Source organism: Marinomonas vulgaris (assembly GCF_018145875.1).
In the GTDB taxonomy this organism is placed as follows: Bacteria; Pseudomonadota; Gammaproteobacteria; order Pseudomonadales; family Marinomonadaceae; genus Marinomonas; species Marinomonas vulgaris.
Genome location: NZ_JAGSSV010000001.1, coordinates 373724 through 394970, shown reverse-complemented (window position 1 = coordinate 394970; position 21247 = coordinate 373724). Strand labels below are relative to the sequence as shown.

22 protein-coding genes and 1 other RNA gene are annotated in these 21247 nt (G+C 47.0%); 17 read left to right on the top strand and 6 right to left on the bottom strand.

Annotated features, from left to right (window positions below; genetic code table 11):
* The first annotated feature begins 165 nt into the window (after positions 1-165).
* From J9B83_RS01895 to J9B83_RS01880, 4 genes are all read left to right on the top strand, one after another.
* Entirely contained in the window at positions 166-2388 is a 2223-nt protein-coding gene (locus J9B83_RS01895; RefSeq protein ID WP_211535021.1) for an AsmA family protein, read from the top strand.
* Between the two features lie 35 nt (positions 2389-2423).
* Entirely contained in the window at positions 2424-3476 is a 1053-nt protein-coding gene (gene mutY / locus J9B83_RS01890; RefSeq protein ID WP_211535020.1) for an A/G-specific adenine glycosylase, read from the top strand.
* A 76-nt stretch (positions 3477-3552) separates the two neighbouring features.
* On the top strand, positions 3553-4749 hold the full coding sequence (gene chrA / locus J9B83_RS01885) for a chromate efflux transporter (protein ID WP_211535019.1): 1197 nt from the start codon (positions 3553-3555) through the stop codon (positions 4747-4749).
* Between the two features lie 51 nt (positions 4750-4800).
* Positions 4801-5085: an oxidative damage protection protein gene (locus J9B83_RS01880; RefSeq protein WP_211535018.1), complete on the top strand. Its 285-nt coding sequence runs from the start codon at positions 4801-4803 to the stop codon at positions 5083-5085.
* An 83-nt stretch (positions 5086-5168) separates the two neighbouring features.
* Here J9B83_RS01880 and J9B83_RS01875 read toward each other — a convergent pair whose 3' ends face one another.
* Positions 5169-5594, bottom strand: a complete 426-nt coding sequence (locus tag J9B83_RS01875) for a flagellar basal body-associated FliL family protein (RefSeq protein WP_211535017.1) — start codon at positions 5592-5594, stop codon at positions 5169-5171.
* A 147-nt stretch (positions 5595-5741) separates the two neighbouring features.
* Here J9B83_RS01875 and J9B83_RS01870 point away from each other — a divergent pair, with 147 nt between their 5' ends.
* From J9B83_RS01870 to trmB, 5 genes are all read left to right on the top strand, one after another.
* Positions 5742-6248, top strand: coding sequence for a disulfide bond formation protein B (locus J9B83_RS01870; RefSeq protein ID WP_211535016.1), 507 nt, complete (start codon positions 5742-5744; stop codon positions 6246-6248).
* 105 nt (positions 6249-6353) lie between these two features.
* Positions 6354-6824 (top strand): sigma D regulator, encoded by a 471-nt coding sequence (rsd, locus tag J9B83_RS01865; protein ID WP_211535015.1) that lies wholly within the window; start codon positions 6354-6356, stop codon positions 6822-6824.
* The gene (locus J9B83_RS01860) at positions 6796-7779 is read left to right on the top strand and encodes a WD40 repeat domain-containing protein (RefSeq protein WP_211535014.1); all 984 of its coding nucleotides are present in this window, start codon (positions 6796-6798) and stop codon (positions 7777-7779) included. Before rsd ends, J9B83_RS01860 begins: the two co-directional genes overlap by 29 nt.
* A gap of 19 nt (positions 7780-7798) precedes the next feature.
* On the top strand, positions 7799-8197 hold the full coding sequence (locus J9B83_RS01855) for a DUF423 domain-containing protein (protein ID WP_211535013.1): 399 nt from the start codon (positions 7799-7801) through the stop codon (positions 8195-8197).
* Positions 8198-8339: 142 nt separating this feature from the next.
* Entirely contained in the window at positions 8340-9062 is a 723-nt protein-coding gene (gene trmB, locus J9B83_RS01850; RefSeq protein ID WP_211535012.1) for a tRNA (guanosine(46)-N7)-methyltransferase TrmB, read from the top strand.
* A 126-nt stretch (positions 9063-9188) separates the two neighbouring features.
* On the opposite strand, the gene J9B83_RS01845 is transcribed toward trmB, so the two are convergent.
* Positions 9189-9587, bottom strand: a complete 399-nt coding sequence (locus J9B83_RS01845; protein WP_211535011.1) for an H-NS histone family protein — start codon at positions 9585-9587, stop codon at positions 9189-9191.
* Between the two features lie 356 nt (positions 9588-9943).
* Here J9B83_RS01845 and J9B83_RS01840 point away from each other — a divergent pair, with 356 nt between their 5' ends.
* Complete coding sequence (locus J9B83_RS01840; protein WP_211535010.1) at positions 9944-12094, top strand: Tex family protein; 2151 nt, start codon at positions 9944-9946, stop codon at positions 12092-12094.
* Here the strand turns inward: J9B83_RS01840 and J9B83_RS01835 are convergent.
* Complete coding sequence (locus J9B83_RS01835) at positions 12089-12682, bottom strand: FMN-dependent NADH-azoreductase (protein ID WP_211535009.1); 594 nt, start codon at positions 12680-12682, stop codon at positions 12089-12091. The genes J9B83_RS01840 and J9B83_RS01835 overlap by 6 nt on opposite strands.
* Positions 12683-12847: 165 nt before the next feature.
* Here J9B83_RS01835 and J9B83_RS01830 point away from each other — a divergent pair, with 165 nt between their 5' ends.
* The 3 genes from J9B83_RS01830 to glmS all read left to right on the top strand — a co-directional run bounded on the left by J9B83_RS01830 (position 12848) and on the right by glmS (position 17174).
* A complete protein-coding gene (locus tag J9B83_RS01830) occupies positions 12848-13735 on the top strand; it encodes a LysR family transcriptional regulator (protein WP_211535008.1) in 888 nt (295 codons plus the stop codon).
* Between the two features lie 144 nt (positions 13736-13879).
* Positions 13880-15241, top strand: coding sequence for a bifunctional UDP-N-acetylglucosamine diphosphorylase/glucosamine-1-phosphate N-acetyltransferase GlmU (gene glmU, locus J9B83_RS01825; RefSeq protein ID WP_211535007.1), 1362 nt, complete (start codon positions 13880-13882; stop codon positions 15239-15241).
* A gap of 106 nt (positions 15242-15347) precedes the next feature.
* Positions 15348-17174, top strand: a complete 1827-nt coding sequence (gene glmS, locus J9B83_RS01820; protein ID WP_211535006.1) for a glutamine--fructose-6-phosphate transaminase (isomerizing) — start codon at positions 15348-15350, stop codon at positions 17172-17174.
* Between the two features lie 40 nt (positions 17175-17214).
* On the opposite strand, the gene ssrA is transcribed toward glmS, so the two are convergent.
* Positions 17215-17576: a transfer-messenger RNA gene (gene ssrA, locus J9B83_RS01815) on the bottom strand.
* A 91-nt stretch (positions 17577-17667) separates the two neighbouring features.
* Entirely contained in the window at positions 17668-18144 is a 477-nt protein-coding gene (smpB, locus tag J9B83_RS01810) for an SsrA-binding protein SmpB (protein ID WP_211535005.1), read from the bottom strand.
* 176 nt (positions 18145-18320) lie between these two features.
* On the opposite strand from smpB, the gene J9B83_RS01805 reads away from it, so the two are divergent.
* The 3 genes from J9B83_RS01805 to J9B83_RS01795 are packed head-to-tail and all read left to right on the top strand — an operon-like array spanning position 18321 to position 20398.
* Positions 18321-19679 carry a sodium-dependent transporter gene (locus J9B83_RS01805; protein ID WP_211535004.1) on the top strand — a complete coding sequence of 453 codons (1359 nt, stop codon included), beginning with the start codon at positions 18321-18323 and terminating at the stop codon, positions 19677-19679.
* A 1-nt stretch (position 19680) separates the two neighbouring features.
* Complete coding sequence (locus J9B83_RS01800; protein ID WP_211535003.1) at positions 19681-20112, top strand: type II toxin-antitoxin system RatA family toxin; 432 nt, start codon at positions 19681-19683, stop codon at positions 20110-20112.
* A gap of 1 nt (position 20113) precedes the next feature.
* On the top strand, positions 20114-20398 hold the full coding sequence (locus tag J9B83_RS01795; protein WP_211535002.1) for an RnfH family protein: 285 nt from the start codon (positions 20114-20116) through the stop codon (positions 20396-20398).
* Here J9B83_RS01795 and J9B83_RS01790 read toward each other — a convergent pair.
* Entirely contained in the window at positions 20395-20712 is a 318-nt protein-coding gene (locus tag J9B83_RS01790; protein ID WP_211535001.1) for an outer membrane protein assembly factor BamE, read from the bottom strand. The two genes, J9B83_RS01795 and J9B83_RS01790, sit on opposite strands and share 4 nt — an antisense overlap.
* A 69-nt stretch (positions 20713-20781) precedes the next feature.
* Here J9B83_RS01790 and fur point away from each other — a divergent pair, with 69 nt between their 5' ends.
* On the top strand, positions 20782-21189 hold the full coding sequence (gene fur / locus J9B83_RS01785) for a ferric iron uptake transcriptional regulator (protein WP_211535000.1): 408 nt from the start codon (positions 20782-20784) through the stop codon (positions 21187-21189).
* Positions 21190-21247 lie beyond the last annotated feature (58 nt).

Sequence of the window (21247 nt, the reverse complement as noted above, 5' to 3'; positions counted from 1 at the left end):
GATCAGTTCGCCACGTTGTAAACATAAGGGCCACATTATAGAACGAGGGCTGGTTTGCTTCTACGCTTTGTCGGGGTGTTTTTCGATGAGTTCTTTCTATAGCGTCGATAAAGCCAGACATCGAGTGCTATGATAAGCCAATCGATCGTTTTCTAGGAGTGTGCCATGGTGTGGGTAAAGCGACTGTCACTGTTTATCGGAGGGCTTTTGGCCCTGGTTGCCATTTTATTGGCGTACGTTATTTTATTCGTCAATCCGAATGATTTTAAAGACGAGCTCAAAAGCGTTGCGCTAGATAAAGCCAACGTGACTCTGCGGCTAGACGGCGACATTAGTTGGTCCTTTTTCCCTTGGCTTGGCTTAGAGCTTGAAGACATTGGCGTGGCGCTGGGGACAGATGCTGAAATCGTACAATTCGATCGTGCTGAATTTGGCTTGGCGATCTTGCCCTTGCTCGAACAAAAAATCCAAGTGGACAAAGTCAATTTGGTGAACTTAACCGCACGGCTGAAAAAAGACGCCCAAGGCCGTGGAAACTGGGAAATGACCCAACCCCAAGCGGTTGCGTCTTCGTCGGGCGCATCACCGACACCCGCGCAGGCATCGACTTCTGTTCAAACTGATGAGGCTAACCCTTCATCTTCTCCCTTAAACTTGCCCGACTTACAGCTCGATGAATTGATCATTGAAAACGCGCAAGTGCAATATCGCGATGAACAAACCAACCAGCTTATCGATGCCACCTTGACCATACGTTTAAACGATGTGCAGTGGGACAAAGCTTGGCCGATGGCGATGGACATGGCTGTAACGCAGAGTGACTTGCAAGGCGGCTCCGCGATCAACGCGAAGGCGACATTAAGCGCTAACTTGGCAGTGTTTCCCTCCAGAGAGACCTTGTCATTGGATTCACTGGTGTTAACGGGCGAAGTGGAAGGGGACTCGTTACCCGCAAGTCCGATTAGCGCCAAACTCAGTGCCATGACGCTGGACGTCGATTTGCCACAGGAAAATGTCCTGTTAGATGGTTTGTCTTTGAACGTGCTGGGGGTAAACCTCGATGCGAAAGTACGAGCCTATCAGGTGCTCAGCGATCCGCAGTTTTCTGCTGTGTTGTCGATTGGCGAATTTAACCCAAGGTATTTGCTTACTCGTCTTAGTGTGGCTTTGCCCGACATGGCGGACGAAACCGCGTTAACCAAAGCCAGAGCGGCGATCACTTTAGAAGGCAACATGGACACGGTTACCGCACAGCCTATTTCACTGGTCATGGACGATACCAGTATCGAAGCCAATGCGGTGTTGGATTTGTCCCCATTGCGCTGGGACGTGAGTGTGGCGGGGAAAAACCTTAATCTAGATCGTTACCTACCAAAGCCCGTGGAAGAAAATGAAAACGGCTCCAAGGTCGCGGTTACTGAAGCTCAGGTGGAAGCCAAGGTTGAGCAAGCCACTGCGCCAAGCGAGTTGATTCCCGTCGACACGATTCGAGAGCTCAATGGTCATGTGGACATGGTGTTTGAGAGCCTAGTCGTAAAGAACGTTAAAATCGACAAAATCGAGCTGGATTCAACGCAATTTCAAGGTTTAGTAGAGATATCGCCGTTAAAAGCGACCTTGTATGAGGGCAGTGTGTCGTCCCAAGCCAGTTTGGATGTGCGTGGTAAAATGCCGACCGTGTCGGTGTCGCCAACCATCGATGGTGTGCAGATTCAGCCTTTATTGGTGGACTTTATGGACATGGATAAAATCGCTGGGGCCACTTACTTAAACGGCGAATTGAATACCACAGGCAACAGCGTGGACGCTTTGATGGCGTCCTTGCAGGGCGATTTATTGGTCGACATTCGCAATGGTGCTTTGATCGGCACGAACCTCACTAAAACCGTGTGCCAAGGCATTGCCGCAGTGCGCAAAGACGCCATAGACGAAAGCGAATTTGGTCCAGATACGCCCTTTGAAACCATGCGCTTTCCTGCGCACATTGTGAATGGTCAGGTATCGACTCCGGGTTTAGAAATTCGCTCGGCAGGCGTACAAGTCACCGGCGATGGTGTGGTGTCCTTGCCAAATGCCTCATTGGACTATCAAGCCAATGTTGGCCTTGGCGGCAGTGGTTTGGATAACGCGTGTCGTGTAAATGAAAAAGTGGCCAAACTGGCTTTCCCCATCGTATGTAAGGGCGAGTTTAGTGATGACCCAGCCGGTTTATGTGGGCCTGACTTAAAAGGCTTCGGATCTCTGTTTGCGGACTTGGCGAAAGAAGAGTTAAAAGCCAAAGCCGATGAAGAAAAAGAGCGTTTAAAAGTCAAGCTGGAAGAAAAAGCCGAAGCGGAACAAGAGCGCTTAAAAGACAAGCTCAAAGATAAACTAAAAAGCCTGTTTTAACCCAAGACCATTATTAAGGTAAAAACGAGAAAAAGATGACACCAGTTGAGAATTTTGCGCCCCGTGTGTTGGCGTGGTTTGATGAGCACGGGCGTAAAAGTCTGCCGTGGCAAGTCGACAAAACCCCATATCGGGTTTGGATTTCAGAAATCATGCTGCAGCAAACGCAGGTGACCACGGTTATTCCCTATTATCATGCTTTTATGGCGTCTTTCCCCACTGTTGAGGCTTTGGCAAATGCCGATCAAGACGAGGTGCTCGCCCATTGGAGTGGTTTGGGCTATTACGCGCGCGCTCGGAATATGCATAAAGCCGCTAAAAGGCTGGTGGACGAATACGACTGTGTATTTCCATTAAGCGTGGAAGGAGTGTGTGAACTGCCGGGTATTGGCCGTTCAACCGCGGCAGCGATTTTGTCGATTTCCCGTGGTGTGCAAGCGGCGATTTTAGACGGTAACGTAAAGCGTGTTTTAGCTCGATTTCATGCTGTGTCGACCTGGCCTGGGGAGAAAAAAACCGAAAACGCCATGTGGGAACTGGCCGAGCACTATATGCCAAGCGAGCGTTGTGGCGATTACACTCAAGCCATGATGGACCTAGGAGCCACACTTTGTACTCGTTCTAAACCTCAGTGTTTGCTGTGCCCCTTACAAACTGATTGCCAAGCGCGATTAACCCAAGACCCAACGCAATTCCCTATCCGAAAACCGAAAAAAGCCGCCAAACCCGAAAAAAGCCTGCAATTATTGGTATTAACCAACGCAAGTGGACAGTTCTTGCTGGAAAAACGCCCGCAAACTGGCATTTGGGGTGGGCTTTGGAGCTTACCTGAAGTGGCTAGCGACGAGTCTGTCGTCTTGCATTGCGAACAACGATTCGCGACTCAAGTTACCGAGGTAATACCTTTGTCATCTTTCCGTCATACCTTTAGTCATTATCATTTGGACATTTCTCCGAGCCAATTACACCTAGCCGATATCAGCTTGATTTTGGAAGGAGATAAGTACCAGTGGTTTGATTCACAAGAGGCGTTGGCGCAAGGTTTGCCAGCCCCTGTGAGGACAATTTTGATGCAGGCGATTGCTTGATTCACCGTGTGATGTTGGATCATACGTTAAAGCTGAATCAGATAGGCCAATAAACATAATGCCTTGAGAGAGTTTCATGCCAAATAAATCATTTTCCCGTTATGGGCAACGTGTGTTGGACGTTTTTTGGACTTTTCTTTTATTAGGATTGACCAGTTTTGGCGGGCCGGCAGCGCACCTTGGTTATTTTAATCAGACTTTTATCCAGCGAAAAAAATGGGCGACGGAAGCCCAATACGCTCAATGGGTTGCCTTGAGTCAAGTGGTGCCAGGACCGGGATCGAGTCAAGTAGGCTTTGCACTAGGTTATCATCGAGCCGGGTGGTTAGGAGCTTGGGCGGCGTTTGTCGGTTTCACCTTACCGTCTTTTATTATCATGGTGTTATTGGCGCAATTTGGTCAACATTGGCAAGACCAGTTATGGTTTAGCAACCTGGTGCATGGCCTTAAGCTGTTGGCGGTTGTGGTGGTGGCGGACGCTTGTCTTAATATGTGGCGTGCTTTCTGCAAGTCTACCGCAATGGGAGTATTAGCATTGTTTAGCGCCGCTTTTATGGTGTTTTTACCTGTGCTGTATCCCGCGTTGAGCATGGTGAGTTTGTGGGTGTTATTCGCAGCGGGTGTGTTCAGTTTGTTTACGTCGCCGCCTGTTGCTTATACAGCCGAACCTCTACCTGCTGTTCGCTTTGCTCCTTGGTTATTGGCCATGGTAATAGGGCTGTTTTTTGTAGGCTTTGTACTAACAGATCAATTGAGCCAATTGTTTTCGAATTTTTATCAGGCGGGGGCGCTGGTGTTTGGCGGCGGACATGTGGTGTTGCCCATGTTGTCGGCGTTTGTTTCGGATAGTGTCGCCGATGCAGATTTGTTAATGGGGTACGCCGCGGCCCAAGCGGTGCCAGGCCCCATGTTCACAATGGCTAGTTTTTTAGGCGCTTCGTCGGCACCCAGTGATGCAAACATTTGGCTTTGGGCTGGTGTGGCGACGCTTGCTGTGTTTCTGTCTGGTTTGCTGCTCATGCTGAGTGCACAATCCATGTGGCAAGGCTTATCCTACTATGCTCGCTTTCGTTCTGTGGTGATGTGTTTAAATGCCGCCGTTGTGGGGATTTTACTGGCAGCGCTGTGGAATCCTATTTTGACCTCAAGCGTTTTGACTGTTTGGGATCTGATGCCGGTGCTGGTTGGGTTTGCCTGGCTGCGCGTTAAGCGACCATCAATTTTCACTTTGATTTTGAGCTTTGTGGCTTTGGGCTTGATTTCTGGCGGATGAGCGCCATTATTTTATTTATTCCATTCTATTGTTTAAAAATGAGAGCGTCTTATGGCCAATACTGTGTTTTGTAAAAAGTTTCAAAAAGAGATGGAAGCATTAGACCGTGCGCCTTTACCGGGTGCAAAAGGGCAGGATATTTTGCAAACGGTGTCTAAGCAGGCATGGCAAGAATGGCAGTTACTGCAAACCATGATGATCAATGAGAAACAGTTGAATTTGATGCAGCCAGACTCGCGTAAATACGTGATGGAGCAAATGGAGAAGTTTTTCAATAACGAAGCGACAGATAAGTTAGCAGGTTATGTCAGCCCAGACGACATAAAAGAACTGTAATATTTAAGCCACAACGCCCGCTTGTATCGAATGATGCAGTGGGCGTTGTCGCGTCTAAAGTGCGGCATTGGTGGAATCAGGTGTTATTGGGTCACAAAACTGGAAAATAAAATATCTGTGACGGGCGACTGCCCTGTTTCATTCTGCAAGGCTTCGTTAACCGCTACAGCAGCTTCCGCGCGTGTCTTCTCTCGTGCAATAGCGCCCGTTACTTGATCTTGGGTGCGCGCACTCAAAAACATCACTAAAGCATCTCTAATCAAAGGCATATTGTCTTCAATAAGCAGCTGACTGTTCGCATCGGTACGAATAGTAATACCTGCTTTTATGTATCTCAGACGAGTGTCTTCGCTCTGATGGTTAACGATAAAGTTTGGCTTCAATTCAACATACGCCGTTGGTACTGCTTCTCCCTCTTCTTCTGCGTAAGCATTTATGCTGGTAAAGCAGACTAAAACCAGTAAGGCGAGGAAAGTGATTTTATGACGTAAAGAGATCGTCAAGGACATGTTTGGCTCTCGTATTCGTTTTATTAGACAGTATACTAACTGTCATTAAAGTACTCTGTCAGTAGGAATTTTGTTTTTACAGGTTTCTCCCGCTTGTCTTTTTTTGCATATCTCTGATTTAGTCAATTCGTTTGGGAATTTTTGTTTATGGTTGCGTTGTTGTCCGCTCGTCGATTTCACGGTTTCGTTGCTTTGGTTTCTTTTGTTTTGTTGCTGGTGGCGTTTTATATGGAATATCAAATGGGCTTAGAGCCGTGTCCATTATGTATGCTGCAACGTGTTGTCTTCTTTTGTGTCGGTTTGGTGTCCTTGGTTTCTTTTGTGTTGTCGAGCGAAAGACTGCGCAAATGGTGTGCCTGGAAGGCAGCTGTTTTGTCTCTTATTGGTGCGGCGTTGGCCGTGCGCCATTTATATCTACAAAGCTTACCTTTTGACGAGTTACCGGCGTGTTTGCCAGGTCTAAGTTACATGTTTGAGGTTTTCCCGTGGCAAGAAATCGCCCAAGCGATGATCATGGGAACCGGCGAGTGCGGTGATGTAGTTTGGACATTTTTGGGGCTCAGTATTCCCGGATGGACACTGGTTATTTTTGCCGCTATGGCTTTAGCGAATATTGTTATTGCATTGCAAATAGGCAAAAAAGCTGCCCACTAATAAAAGGTTACAAATCCCTTTTCGATAGTATCTTGCAGGGGGATACGTATCGGAATATGCTTTGAAAATGACAAAAAATAAATAAAGCATCAGTGGAGTCTGCGTATGTTAGAAGGTTGTAAGACAGCCCAAGAACGATGGGGCGGAGTGCATGAGATCATTGACCGTTGGTTAGAGCAGCGCCGACAGTTGGTTGAAATGTGGGTGTACTTACGGGATCGTGGTGAATTCACCCCAACCGATACGCCTAAAATACAGAACCTTTGTGAAATGATGATCGACTATGTGTCGGCGGGGCATTTTACCGTATATGAGCAGTTGGCACGGGAAGCGAAAGAGTTTCATGATGATGGAGCCGTTACCTTGTTGGGGCAGCTGTTACCCTTGATTGAGGAATCCACTCAGGTCGTCATTGAGTTTAATGACAAGTACGACACCAAAGCCCATTGTAATGCGCAGTTAGAAGCCTTGCCATTTTCTTTACAGGCCATGACAGTGATGATGATGGAGCGATTTCAATACGAAGATCAATTGATTAGGGAATTACATGAAGCGCATAGCGAAAAAAGCGCTTAGGTTCAGTCTTGTTGGCGCTTGTGCCTTAGCATTATTGGCATGTACCGCCGACTCGCCTGTACGGACCGCACAATACGCCGTGCAAGGTCTGTTTTCTGCGGTGTTGAGCGACGACGGTGGCAACGCTGTAGTTGGCTCGGTGCAACACGGCGGAAGCTTCTGGACGAATAGCACCAATGAACGCCGCTACAATTGGAACCACGCGCAAGGTGAGTTTTCTGCTTTTTCTGGTGTCGATATAGACCCGAGTGGGCAATACGCAGTGACTGGCGGTGCGCGAACCCTAGTATTGTGGAATACCTCGACCGGGCAGTCGGAAGAGTTTTGGACAACCCCAGGTGATATTCAATCCTTGAAATTGACCCAAAACGGCGACTTCGCCCTTATCGGTCTTAACGACCAAACCGCACGCTACTTCGACATCAAACAAGGCGGCATTCGTCAAACATTACGAACAGGTGCGACGGTACGCGCTGTGGACATTACACCCGATGGACAGCTAGGTATTACCGGCGATGACTTATCCAAGGTGACCTTGTGGGACATGCAAACGGGCGAGAAAAAATACCAGTGGACGTTCAATAACGGCTTGTCTAGCGTGGCGTTATCCCCCGACGGCAAGTATGCGTTTGGCGCTGCACAGCTTGGCAAAGCGAAAATTTGGTCGACCAGTACCGGTCGAGAAGTGACCGAGGTGGATACCGGCGCGTTACAATATCGTCATGCCACCATCAGCCAGGCCGTGTTTTCGCGCGACAGCCGAACTTTGCTAGTGGGTGAAGTAAACAGTCGTGTGACATTGGTGCAAGTCAGTACCGGTGCGGTGCAAAAAGAATGGGAACTGTACACACCGAAAAGCCGACCCAGCGGCGCCAGTGTATTGGCTCTCGCCTTTGCCCCCGGTAATCGTTATTACGCCATCGGCAGTAATGGTTACTTCAATGTATTAGAGTAGCTTTTTTACGAGTAGGTCTATGAACGCTCAAAATTTATCGATTAATATATCAAAGTGGGCGGCAGTATTCGCCTTTCAAGCGGCTTTATCGGTAGCGGCTGGCGCGTTTGGCGCTCATGCTTTAAAAAGTATGCTGGACAGCCAAGCTCTTGGCTGGTGGAGTACCGGCAGCCAATATCTTATGTATCATTCATTGGCGGGACTGGTCGTCGCCCTGGCGGTTTTTGTGCCGAAGTCCAATGCAGTCTTGTTGCTGTTTTGTCTGGGTAATGTCTTATTTGCTGGCAGCCTTTACACCATGGCGTTAACGGGAGTCACCGTGTTAGGCGCGGTAACGCCTTTGGGCGGTGTGTGTTATCTGTCTGCCTGGCTTTTATTAGTCGTTAAATTGTGGCGCATGGCGGCAGTGAAGGCATAGGTTGTTTAGCGTGCTCTGTATGGGCAGGACAGGCTGAGCTTTTTCAGTTACTATGGCGCCCTAAATTTACCGTGAGTCATCATTATTCGGCCATTGCCGTTTAAGCTACTCAAAATAGAACACACTAAAGTGATACGGAACCATGTCAGAGCAAAATTCAGAGACGCAAGATCCTACTAAAAAGCGCACCATTCGCAGCTTTGTTGTACGCGGTGGCCGTATGACAGAAGGTCAGCAAAAAAATTACGACGCCAACTGGGCCGTTTATGGCTTAAACCTTGAAGATGGTCGAATCGATTATTCCGAAGTGTTTGGTCGAGTATCCGATGTGGTGCTTGAAGTTGGTTTTGGTATGGGAGCGTCTTTAGTTGAAATGGCGAAAAGTGCCCCAGAGAAAGACTTTATTGGCATTGAAGTTCACCCACCGGGCGTAGCGAAACTGATGATGCTGGCGAAGGAAGAAGGGGTGACGAATCTGCGGGTTTATTGCGACGACGCCATTGAAGTCATGGCTCAGTGTCTGCCTCAAAATACCGCCAGCGCGTTTCAATTATTCTTCCCAGATCCTTGGCATAAGAAAAAGCACAACAAGCGACGCATTGTGCAGCCATTATTTGCTCAGCAAGTATCTAACGTATTGCGAGTGGGTGGTCATTTTCACATGGCGACAGATTGGCAGCCCTATGCAGAGCACATGATGGAAGTGATGGAAGAGCAAGTCAATTACCAAAACGCTGCCGGTAAGGGGGAATATCACCCGCGTCCAGAATGGCGACCACTAACAAAATTTGAACAACGTGGCGAGCGATTAGGGCACGGCGTATGGGATTTGATTTATACCTGTACAAGTAACACCAATGGTTAAATCTTTTGGTTTAAGCTTTTTATTCAGGCTATTTGTTTAAGGCTGCTGTGTTCAAGACATAAAAAAAGCGACTCACTTATTATGAGTCGCTTTTTTTGTGTTCAGAGAAAGCCTGAGAATCAAAAGTTATTTGATTTCAACGCTCTCACGGCTGTTACCAGCATCAAAGTGTTGTTGAAACACTTTTGGTGTGCGGCCACGGCCTGTCCATTCGTGGGTTACGCCATCAAGCTCTAGGCGGTATTTTGGTTCTACCGTTTTGCCTTTGGTTGCGCCGGCTTTTGGTGTGGTCAATTGAGCCACTTCTTCCATTGTTAAGCCGCTTTCAGCGATCAATGTAGCGATTTTTTCTGCGCGAGCTGATTTCAGTGCTTGCTCTGCATTGCGCGCTTCTTCTTCTTCTCTTACTTTTTCAAGAGCGTTAGTGAAGCCTGCGATTAGGTTTTCAAGTTGCGCAACGTTTAGTTCTTTTGCTGCCGCGCGTGCTTTGGCTTTGTTGCCAGCTAGTTCTAGTAATAAGCTCATTTGTGTCCCCTATTCATTTGTTCAGAACGGATTAATTGGTTTTGGACTGAAAAAGAGATCCTTCTTTTACGTTCAGTATACTGTGTTAACATAATAAAATTTGAAGCTTTACTAAAAGTAAAAAAAGATTTTCATCGCTTGTAGCATGATGATATCAGTGAAAACATGACACTGCGCTCTTCGTTTTCACCCAATATTTATTCATACCTTTTTAAATATTCGGTTTCTGTCAATGCATTGTAATGTAATCTTGCTCGATTTCAAATTTGTGTGTGGATTCTAATTTAAAATTTAAGATTATGCTAATAAAATACGTCCGCTAAATTGCCATAAAAGTGTAAAAAATAGGGTAATAAATGAATTCGATCCTTGATAATTTAAGCCAAGAGTTTTCTATATTAACGAAATACGCAGATAATATTATCCAATTATTTGAAGAAGGAGCGACCGTACCTTTCGTTGCTCGATACAGAAAAGAAAGCACAGGTGGTATGAGTGATCTAGATTTGCGCCGTTTTCAAGAACGTTGGCAATATTTAGTAGAGTTAGAAAAGCGTAGAGAGAGTATTCTCTTATTATTAACCGACGATAAATCCATATCGGCCGTTATTATTAAAAAAATACGTGTCGCGACGTCTAAAACAGAATTAGAAGACCTTTATGCGCCGTTTAAAAAGACTCGAAAAACAAAAGCTGACGAAGCCAAAGAACAAGGGCTTGCGCCTTTGGCAGCCTTGATATGGTCTGGGGAGCGATCAGACAGCGCCTCAGCAATCGCTGCGTGGTGCCGCCAAGAAAGTCTTTCTCTTTCTGCCGACGCGGCGTTAGAAGGCGCGACCGAGATATTGAACGAGCATATTGCCAACGACAGCGACTTGTTAAAGGTAGGTCGTGAAGAAATACTTAAGCACGGCGTTTTAAACAGCCGAGTGTTACGTGGCAAAAAAGAACAAGGCGAAAAATTTCGAGATTATTTCGATTACCAAGAAAAAGTCAGCAAGATACCATCTCATCGTTTATTGGCTTTATTCAGAGGAAAAAAAGAAGCCATCCTCAAACTGTCAGTGACTTTAAAAAACGATACGCTTTTTCCTGATACTTTACTTTTACCGCATTTAACTCAAATATTTGACGCGCACTTACCAGCGACTTCTCGGGTAACCTCGGTGCAGCGTCGGTATTTGAATCTTGCTTGGGAGAAAAAGCTGTTACCCAAACTGGAAAGTGATCTCTTAGGGCTATTAAAAGAAAGAGCCGAAGAAGGGGCGATTCAAGTTTTTGCGGATAATCTGCAAGATTTATTGATGGCAGCCCCTGCCGGTGCTCATCGAGTATTAGGAGTAGACCCAGGTTTTCGTAATGGCGTTAAACTGGCGATTATTGATGAACAGGGCAGGGTGTTGGATCATGGGGTTATTTACCCTCATGGACCACAAAACCGAATTCAAGAAGCCAATAATGTTTTGTCTAAGATGATTTATCGCCATCAGATTGCTTGGATTGCAATCGGTAATGGCACGGCGTCTCGCGAAACGGAATCCTTAATCAATGACTTGATTCGTGAAAAAGACTTGTCTTGTCGAGCCGCAGTGGTCAGCGAAGCGGGAGCATCCGTGTATTCGGCGTCACCGATTGCGATTGCAGAATTCCCCGATTTGGATGTCACCATTCGTGGCGCGGTATCGATCGCGCGGCGTTTCCAAGACCCGTTAGCAGAACTCGTGAAAATCGATCCGCAAGCCATCGGTGTGGGTCAGTATCAACACGATGTTAAGGTGTCGCAGTTGTCGAAAAGTCTGGCGAATGTGGTGGAAGATTGCGTCAACCGAGTAGGTGTGGATATCAATCTGGCCTCGGCGTCTTTGTTGTCTTACGTGTCGGGTTTGACGGCGCGATTGGCGCAAAATATTGTGGCGTATCGACAACAAAACGGTCGTATTGAATCGCGCTCAGAATTGCTAAAAATCAAAGGCATCGGTGACAAATGCTTCGAGCAATGTGCGGGTTTTCTACGGATACGAGAGGGCAAGGAAGCCTTGGATCAATCGGGTGTTCACCCTGAATCTTATTCTTTAGTACGCTCCATGGCGGCTCAGTTGTCGTTAAAAGTGACGGATTTACTCAACAACGACAGCGCTTTGCAAACCTTACGGGCAACGACACCTGCTGGCGATTTTACCTATCGTGATATTTTGGCGGAATTGGCCAAGCCTGGTCGCGACCCTCGCCCTGAATTTCACTATGCAGAGTTTGATCAAAGCGTACAAAAACTCGAAGACGTTCAAGAGGGCATGACTTTAGAAGGGGTGGTGACCAATGTGGCCGCGTTCGGTGCTTTTGTGGATTTAGGCGTGCATCAGGATGGGCTTATTCATATATCACAGCTGGCCAATCGCTTTGTAAAAGACCCACGAGATTTAGTCCGCGTGGGTCAGATTGTCAATGTCACCGTGTTGGAAGTGGATCTTCAGCGAAAGCGAATTGCTTTAAAAGCCAACGGCTTATAGCGCGTTAGCAATCTCTACTTTGGCTTGCTCAAAAGCGGCTTCTCCCGCTTCTCCCATGGCTTGGCCACCGGCGGTGAAGGTCGCTTTTACGTCGATGCCAACAAAGTTCAAAAAGGTATTCAAGTAAGGTAACTGATGATCCATGGGCGTGCCGGCTAAAAAGCTGCCGCTGGCGACAAACAGGTACGCTTCTTTGTTAAGTAATCCCACAGGGCCGGTTTCTGTGTATTGAAAAGTGCGTCCGGCTCGTGCGACGTGGTCAAAGTAGGCTTTCAGTGTGGATGGAATGCCAAAGTTGTACACAGGGGCGGAAAGGCAAACAAGGTCTGCCGCTTCGATTTCAGCAATCAATTCATCGCCAATGGCAACAATCGCTGCTTGCTCTGCTGTGCGTTCTTCAGCTGGAGTGAAAAGTGCCCCAAGCGTCTCGCTGGTAAAGTGTGGTAGCGGCTGGGCGTTGACATCTCGCACGACCAATTTCCCTTCTGGGTGTTTGGCCTGCCACTGCGCGACAAAATCGTCCGCGAGTTGGCGAGATTTAGAGTGTTCGCCAGAGGCGCTTGAGTCGATGCGTAATAAAGTTGTCATAAGTTAAATCCTTGTTAAGTCGTCATGCCGTTAAATGGCGTTATTAAAAAGTGAAGTCATGGTATTACCAATTTATTCGATTGAAAAGCGGCATTATTTGCAGATATCAATCGAAAAATACGATACTTTTAGACACCTTTAACCTATATATACAAGAGAGTCACAGTGAAAGCCCCAAGAGTAACTCTAGAGCAATGGCGAGTGCTGCAGTCTGTTGTGGACAAAGGCGGTTTTGCCCAGGCCGCTGAAGCCTTACACAAAAGTCAGTCGTCGGTGAGTTATACGGTTGCCAAACTTCAAGAGCAGCTTGGTTATCCTTTATTAGTCATTGAAGGGCGAAAAGCCAAGCTAACTGAGCGCGGCGAAGTCTTGTTGCATCGCTCTCGCCATTTGATAAAAGAAGCCGTCGATCTTGAAGAACTAGCCCACACTCTAGGATTAGGTTGGGAGCCTGAGCTGGAATTAGTGGTCGATCAAGCTTTTCCTACCCCTGCTTTATTAAGAGCCTTGCAAGCGTTTGAGCCGCAAAGCCAAGGCACCCAAGTGCAATTAAAAGAAGCGGTATTGAGCGGAGGCGAGGAAGCCTTACGCAAAGGCAGCCCAGATTTAGTACTGAGCGCCATCGTACCAAAAGGTTACCTAGCGGACCCTATTGCCGACGTGGAGATGATTGCCGTTGCGGCGACCAATCATGTGCTTAACCGTGAAACAGCCCCCATCAATAACGAACGCTTGAGTCGAGAGTTGCAAATAGTCATTCGAGATTCGGCGTCTGACAGCGCCATAGACGCAGGTTGGCTGGGAACGGATCGGCGCTGGACAGTATCGAGTGTGCAGTCTGCCTTGGAAATCGTGACCAGTGGGATCGGTTTTGCGTGGCTGCCCAAGGCCGATTTGGAATACGCCTTACAAAGCCGCCAATTGCAGAAACTGCGGCTGACTTCTGGCAGTGAGCGTAACTTTCCTATGTACGCTATTTTTGGCAAAGGTGAACGAACAGGGCCAGCGACCAGACTGTTGGTTGAACTCTTGCAAGCGGAATGCAATCGCTAGCGTCACATCAACAGGCGTGAAGAGTATTCTGATAAAATTGTCATTTTATTTTTGACAATTTGGGTTGTGACGATTTGGCGCTCGGGGTCTAATACTCGTCCTTAATTCATACATTATTTAAAGACGTTACTACAAGGACGCTTCATGACTCAGGACATAGTAATTCTTGCCGCTGGCAAAGGCAGCCGAATGAAATCCGCCTTTTCTAAGGTACTGCACAAGATTGGCGGCGTGGCCATGGTAAAACGTGTACTCACCACGGCCAAGACATTACCCGACTCACAGTTGCATCTTGTGGTTGGGCATCAAGGCGAGCAGGTCGCGGCAGAATGTCAGGATTTTTCAGCCAATGTGGTGTGGCAAAATGATCCACAAGGAACCGGCGATGCGTTACGTCGTGTTGCTCCTTTCCTTGGCAAAGAAGGCTCAACTCTAACCTTGTATGGCGATGTTCCACTGATTCGTGCCAGTACCTTGGCAAAAATGACAAGTCTATCCACACCCAACACCCTAGTATTGCTGACCATTTGTCTTGATAACCCAACGGGGTACGGGCGAATTGTGCGTAACGAGCAAGGCGCTGTTACGGCGATTGTGGAGCAAAAAGACGCGACCGAAAGCCAACTGGCCATCACCGAAGTCAACACAGGTATTCTGCTTGCTCCGAATGTTCATCTACAAACTTGGTTGTCATCGTTAACGAATAACAATGCTCAAGGCGAATATTATCTAACTGACGTGATTGCCATGGCCGCCCGAGACGGAGTCGACATCGTGACGGTCAATCCAGAAAACGAAGCGGAAGTGGCTGGCGTGAACGATCGCGTGCAACTGGCGGCGTTGGAGCGCGAGCTTCAGCACCAACAAGCAGTACATTTAATGCAAAACGGCGCGACCTTAATGGACCCAGCACGAGTGGACGTTCGCGGCGAACTGACAACCGGCTGCGATGTGGTCATAGACGTAAACTGCGTCTTTGAAGGCAAGGTTGTACTGGGCGATAACGTTCATATCGGGCCAAACTGTCACCTTGTGAACTGTACGATAGGTGACAACACCGTCATCAAGAATAACTCCTTAATCGAAGACAGCCTCGTTGCTGAATCCTGCGACATTGGGCCGTTTGCGCGTTTGCGCCCTGGGACACAATTGGCGAAAAAAGCCAAGATTGGTAATTTCGTGGAAACGAAAAAAGCCATCATTGGTGAAGGCAGCAAGGTCAATCATTTGAGTTACATTGGTGACACTAAAATGGGCGCAAATGTCAATGTTGGCGCCGGCACCATTACTTGCAACTACGATGGAGTGAATAAATACATCACTCAGATCGACGACAATGTCTTTGTCGGCTCCAACTCTTCCTTGGTCGCCCCAGTTCACGTAAGCCAAGGCGCTACTATTGCCGCTGGGTCTACGATTACCAAACAGGTGGGTGAAAACCAACTGGCGTTTGCCAGAGCGCGTCAAACGCACAAAGACAACTGGCCGCGCCCGACCAAAAAATAATTTCTTTTTATACTCGACAGCCATGCAAATCATGCTGTCGTCTGTTTTCATTTTTATGGTGTTGAGCATCCAATGACTCAGCCTATCGTCATAAAGGACACTTCTTATGTGTGGAATCGTCGGTGCTATTGCACGTCGTAACGTGGCAAAAATCTTACTCGAAGGGCTTAGCCGTTTAGAATATCGTGGTTATGACTCTTCAGGTGTCGCTATTAATAACTTAGACGGAGTGTCTTCTCATCGTGCTGTTGGCAAGGTGCAGGCATTACGTGACAAGTTTGCTGTTGAGCCGTTAGATGGCAAAATCGGCATTGCCCACACCCGTTGGGCCACCCACGGTAAGCCAACGGAAGCCAACGCTCACCCGCATTTTTCAGGAGATGATTTGGCCTTGGTTCACAATGGCATCATCGAAAATCACGAGCCGCTTCGCCGTGAATTAAAAGCCAAGGGCTATGAGTTCAAATCCGAAACTGACACCGAAGTGATTGTTCACCTGATTCACGATGCTCTGAAAACAGAGCCAGATTTGCTCAAAGCGGTACAAAACACACTGACCAAATTACACGGTGCGTTCGCCATTGGTGTGGTGAAAAATGACGAAAACGATCGTTTTATTGCCGCCCGTAAAGGCAGTCCTTTGGTTGTGGGTGTAGGCATTGAAGAAAACTTCGTAGCTTCCGATCAGCTGGCTTTGTTGCACGTGACCGATCAATTCATCTTTTTAGAAGAAGGGGACGTAGTTGAACTGACACGCGACCAAGTGACTATTTTTGACGACAATGGCGAGGTGCAAGAGCGCCCAATTAGTGTGTTTAACCACAATGTAGACGCGACCGACAAAGGCGAATTTCGTCATTACATGATGAAAGAAATCTACGAACAACCCAAAGTGATCAGCGCTTGTTTGGATGGCCGTATCAGCGAAACCAAGGTGCTTACCAGTTGCTTTGGTGCTGAATCTGGCTTTTTGAAAGACATCGAAAACGTCCATATTGTTGCCTGTGGTACCAGTTATCATGCGGGTATGGTGGCAAAATATTGGATCGAAGATTTAGCCGGGTTGCCTTGCAGCGTCGAAGTGGCCAGTGAGTACCGCTATCGTAAAGTCGCTGTGCCGAAAAACACCTTGTTTTTGACCCTATCTCAGTCGGGTGAAACTGCCGACACCCTTGCGGCACTGCGCATGGCGAAAGAACTGGGGTATTTGACCACCTTGGCAATTTGTAACGTGCCGTCCAGTACCTTGGTACGTGAATCGGCATTGACCTTACTGACCAACGCTGGCCCTGAAATTGGCGTGGCTTCAACCAAAGCTTTTACCACTCAGCTTACCGCATTGTTGATTACCAGTGTCGCCATTGCGGTGGAAAATGGGTTATCGGCAGAAAAAGAGCAAGAGCTTGTGCAAGCCATGCGCTCTTTACCCGCTTATGTGAGCGACGCCTTGTCTCAGGACGCACACATAAAAGTCGTTGCCGATCGCTTTGCCAACAAGCATAACGCGTTATTCCTAGGCCGCGGCACCATGTTCCCGATTGCGTTAGAAGGCTCGTTGAAACTGAAAGAGATTTCATACATTCACGCCGAAGCTTACCCAGCAGGCGAACTAAAACACGGCCCCTTAGCATTGGTCGATGAAGATATGCCCATCATTGCATTAGTGCCACACAACGACATGCTCGACAAACTGAAGTCGAACTTGCAAGAAGTGGCGGCCCGAGGCGGTGAGTTGTATGTATTTGCGGACAAAGACACGGACTTAAACAACGAAGAGAACATCACCTTCACAGAAGTACCGAAAGTTGACAGTATTTTAGAACCGATTGTCCACACTATACCGTTGCAACTACTCTCTTACCACGTTGCCGTGGTAAAAGGTACAGACGTCGACCAGCCGAGAAATCTAGCCAAAAGTGTTACGGTGGAATAGGCAAAAAAAAACCACCCGATTGGGTGGTTTTTAAGATGTTTGGTGGAGACGGGGGGGATCGAACCCCCGTCCGTCAGTCCGCTGCCATCGGCTCTACATGCATAGTCACTTCTATTATTTGACCACGAACCGCCCGAAGGACAGGGTGTTAATGGCGAGCCTACTTAATCTTAGAACCTTATCCCTAGGCGGGGCATCAGTTAGCATCTCGTAATTTATGATACTGCAGAATCTCTGGCTACAAGCAACCTGAGGGCAGCACACTAGCAGCGGTTTAGGCTGCTAAAGCGTAGTTTTCGTCGTTTGCGACTATTAAATTGATGCGGGGGATTTACGAGATCACGCATCACTCTCGACATGCACCTTTGGGTTTGTAACCGACGTCGAAACCATGTCGTCCCCAATAAGTAACGCAATACTAACGGAAATAAATACTTTCCGCCAGCCATTACGCTGAAATGCTTCGTTTGCCTTTCTAAAAATTACTGGCAGGCTAGGCATGTTTCATTAGACGTTCTTTGTCTCTTGACCAATCACGATCACGCTCTGTATCACGTTTATCATGATCTTTTTTACCCGTTACCAAGGCGACTTCGCATTTGATTTTATTGCCTTTCCAATACAAGGCCATGGCCGCACAGGTCTTCCCTTTTTGCTCGGTGATCTGGATGATTTTATCCAGTTCCTTGCGGTTCAGTAGAAGTTTGCGTTGGCGCATGGGTTCACAGACAACATGCGTCGAGGCACTTAGCAAAGGCGTGATTCGTGCACCGACGAGCCATGCTTCATTTTGGTGAATGATGACGAAAGAGTCGACAAGCTGAGCTTTGCCTTCTCGTAGACTTTTCACTTCCCAACCAGACAAAACCAATCCGGCTTCGAATTTCTGATCGACAAAGTAGTCGTATTTTGCACGTTTATTTAGCGCGATTGTGCCCGTGCTGCTGGATTTTTTCTTTACTTTACTCATAGTTACAAATTATACGGTCGATAGTGGCAAAAACCTATGCTTTTCTTGAGGTATGCGCCTGAATGTAAGAAAATTCACAGTTACTAATTCATTTTGATAGGTGTCGCAAATATGTGGTTCATATTTGTGCGTTTTTCTATCTTTAAACACCTATTGCGTATTTAGAGCCTAAATTTATGCCTGAAAGTCGATGTTTACAAGGTATCTGGTCAAGTCCGTGGATATTTATTTTTGCGGCCAGTGGATCGGCGGTGGGTTTAGGAAATATTTGGAAATTTCCTTATGTGCTAGGGCAAAATGGCGGCGGCGCTTTTTTAGTAGTGTACTGCTTGTGTTTGCTGTTGGTCGGCCTGCCTGTGCTGATGGCTGAAGTGGCGTTGGGTCGCACGGTTCGCTCTAATCCTATTGATACGGTGAACGATTTAAGTGAACGCCGTATTATTCACCCCGCTTGGGTGTGCGTGCCTTGGCTCGCTGGTATTACGGGTTTTTTGATATTGGCTTTTTACAGCGTGATTGCTGGATGGTCGCTGGCGTATTTGAATCGCGCTTTGTCAGGTGATTTGATTGGTGTCAGTCAAGCCAGCGCGTCTGCTATGTTTGAAGGGCTGTTAGACAATCGTACTGAAATGCTCATGTGGCATTCCGTATTTATGGGGCTTGTGGTGTTGACCGTTGGGCAATCGGTTACCCGAGGCTTATCCGCTGTGGTGCGGCTTTTGTTGCCCATATTGGTGATTACTCTAGTGGCCATGGCGCTGTATTCAATGGTGATCGGTAATATGAGCGAAGCCTTGAGTTTTATGTTTCGTTGGTCTTGGAAAGACGTAAGCTTCGATGTGATTTTGGCCGCTGTTGGTATGGCCTTGTTCAGTCTCAGTGTTGGTATGGGAGCCATGTTTGCCTACGGGGCTTACATGAGTAAACGCATGTCGATTGCTCGCGCTTGTACTATTGTGGTTGGGGTCGATTTATTGGTCGCTATTTTGGCCGGCTTGGTGATTTTCCCTTTAGTCTTTTCATTAGACATTGATGTCCAGGCTGGCCCAAGTTTGACCTTTGTTTCTTTGCCAATCATTTTTGGCAATCTACTTGGCGGGCAGTTTTTCGCTGGGGTGTTTTTTGCTTTATTGGTTGTGGCAGCGCTTACCTCGGCTATTTCAATGTTGGAATTGTTTGTTGCTTGGTTGCACGAAAAGTTTTATATGGCGCGTTTGAAGGCCGCTTTGTTGATGGGAATTGCAGTCTGGTTTGTTGGCATTGCCGTATTACTGTCGTTTCATCATGAAGACAGTAAGATCCTCTTTGATCTGAATTTCTTTGAGTTATTGGATCAATTGACATCTTTTGTATTGTTGCCCGTTGGTGCAATTTTGTTGTCTGTGCTTGTGGCTTGGTTTATCCCAGGCTCTATGTTGCAGAATGAAATGATTACGAAACAAGCGAGTCATTTTCAATGGTGGTACAACACATTGAAATACATCAGTATTCCAGCAATGGTGGTGATTACCCTTGCTGGCTGGATAGGAGTCTAGTTTGAGTCATATAGAACGCTTTGCTCATGTAAATTACAGCTGTGAGCAGATGTTTGCTTTGGTTAACGATGTGGATGGTTACCCCGAGTTTTTACCTGGTTGTTTGAATTCGACCCTGGTGTCTAAAACGCCCACAGAAATTGTCGCCTCATTGGAAGTAGGCAAAGGACCAGTGCGTCAGGCCTTCACCACTAAGAATTATCTTGAAGAGTTTAGCCGCATTGAAATGACTCTAGTAAAAGGCCCTTTTAAAAGTTTGCATGGTGTCTGGACGTTCACTGAACTGTCTCCGACCAGTTGTAAAATTATGCTAAACATCGAGTTTGAGCTGAGTGGTATGTTGAAGTTTGCCTTTGGAGGTGTGTTTAGCCAGATTGCAAACACCATGGTAGATTCGTTTAGTAAGCGTGCAAAAGTCGTATACGGTGAATAATATGAGAGTGGAAGTGGCGTATGCTTTGCCTGATAAGCAAAAAATCATTGAATTAGATGTGGAAGAAAATTGTACCGTTCGTGATGCGGTTCGCCGTTCTAATATTCAGGTTTATTTTCCTGAGGTGGACGTTGATACCGTGAAAGTCGGTATTTTTGGCAAAGCGGTGCGCAAACCTGAAGAGCAAATACTCAAAGAAGGTGAGCGTGTGGAACTGTATCGCGAATTAAAAGTCGACCCTAAACAAGCTAGGGCCAACCGTGCAGCAAAAACCGCGAAAGCTTAGCGGTTTTGAATGTCTGTTAATACGCCGCTTTCAAAAGTGAGCGTTAGATCGGTGGCATCGCTTTGTTTGGTATCGGGCGTTGCGTAGCGAGTGGTGTATAAATAATGCCATTCATTAGGTTTAAAGGTATCTTTTAGCATAGGGTTACCTAACAGGTAAGTGACCTGAGATTCAGACATACCGACTTGTAACTGTGCTAGTTGCTCCTTCGTTACTAAGTTGCCCTGTGTAACAGGCACTTTATACGGAGGTGGAAATAAACTGCATGCGCCGAGTGAAAGTGCCGCGCATAGTATTAACACTGATTTTTTCATTTGTATCATCCTTACTCTGGTGTGCTAATGATAAAGTAATTATCAACAAGATCGAATAGAGAATGACTCATGACTAGCGAAAATCAAGAGCTAAAAAAAGCAGGACTCAAGGTTACTTTGCCGCGGGTGAAAATTTTACAAATTCTAGAAGGTGTAGGCGATCGTCATATGAGCGCCGATGATGTGTATCGCACCTTATTGGACCAAGGCGAAGATGTGGGTTTAGCAACGGTTTACCGAGTGTTGACTCAGTTTGAAACAGCGGGTTTGGTGCAGCGTCATCACTTTGAAGCCGGTACCGCTGTGTTTGAGTTGGCGAAAGGCGATCATCACGATCACATGATTTGCTTGGAATCTGGCAAGGTGATTGAATTTGTAGATCCGATTATTGAGAAACGCCAACACGAAATTGCAGCAGAACATGGCTATGAGATCGAAGATCACAGTTTGATTCTTTACGTGCGTCCAAAGCAATAATTCAGCTCAATAAGATAAAATTAAAAAAGCGTAATCAGAATCATCTGTTTACGCTTTT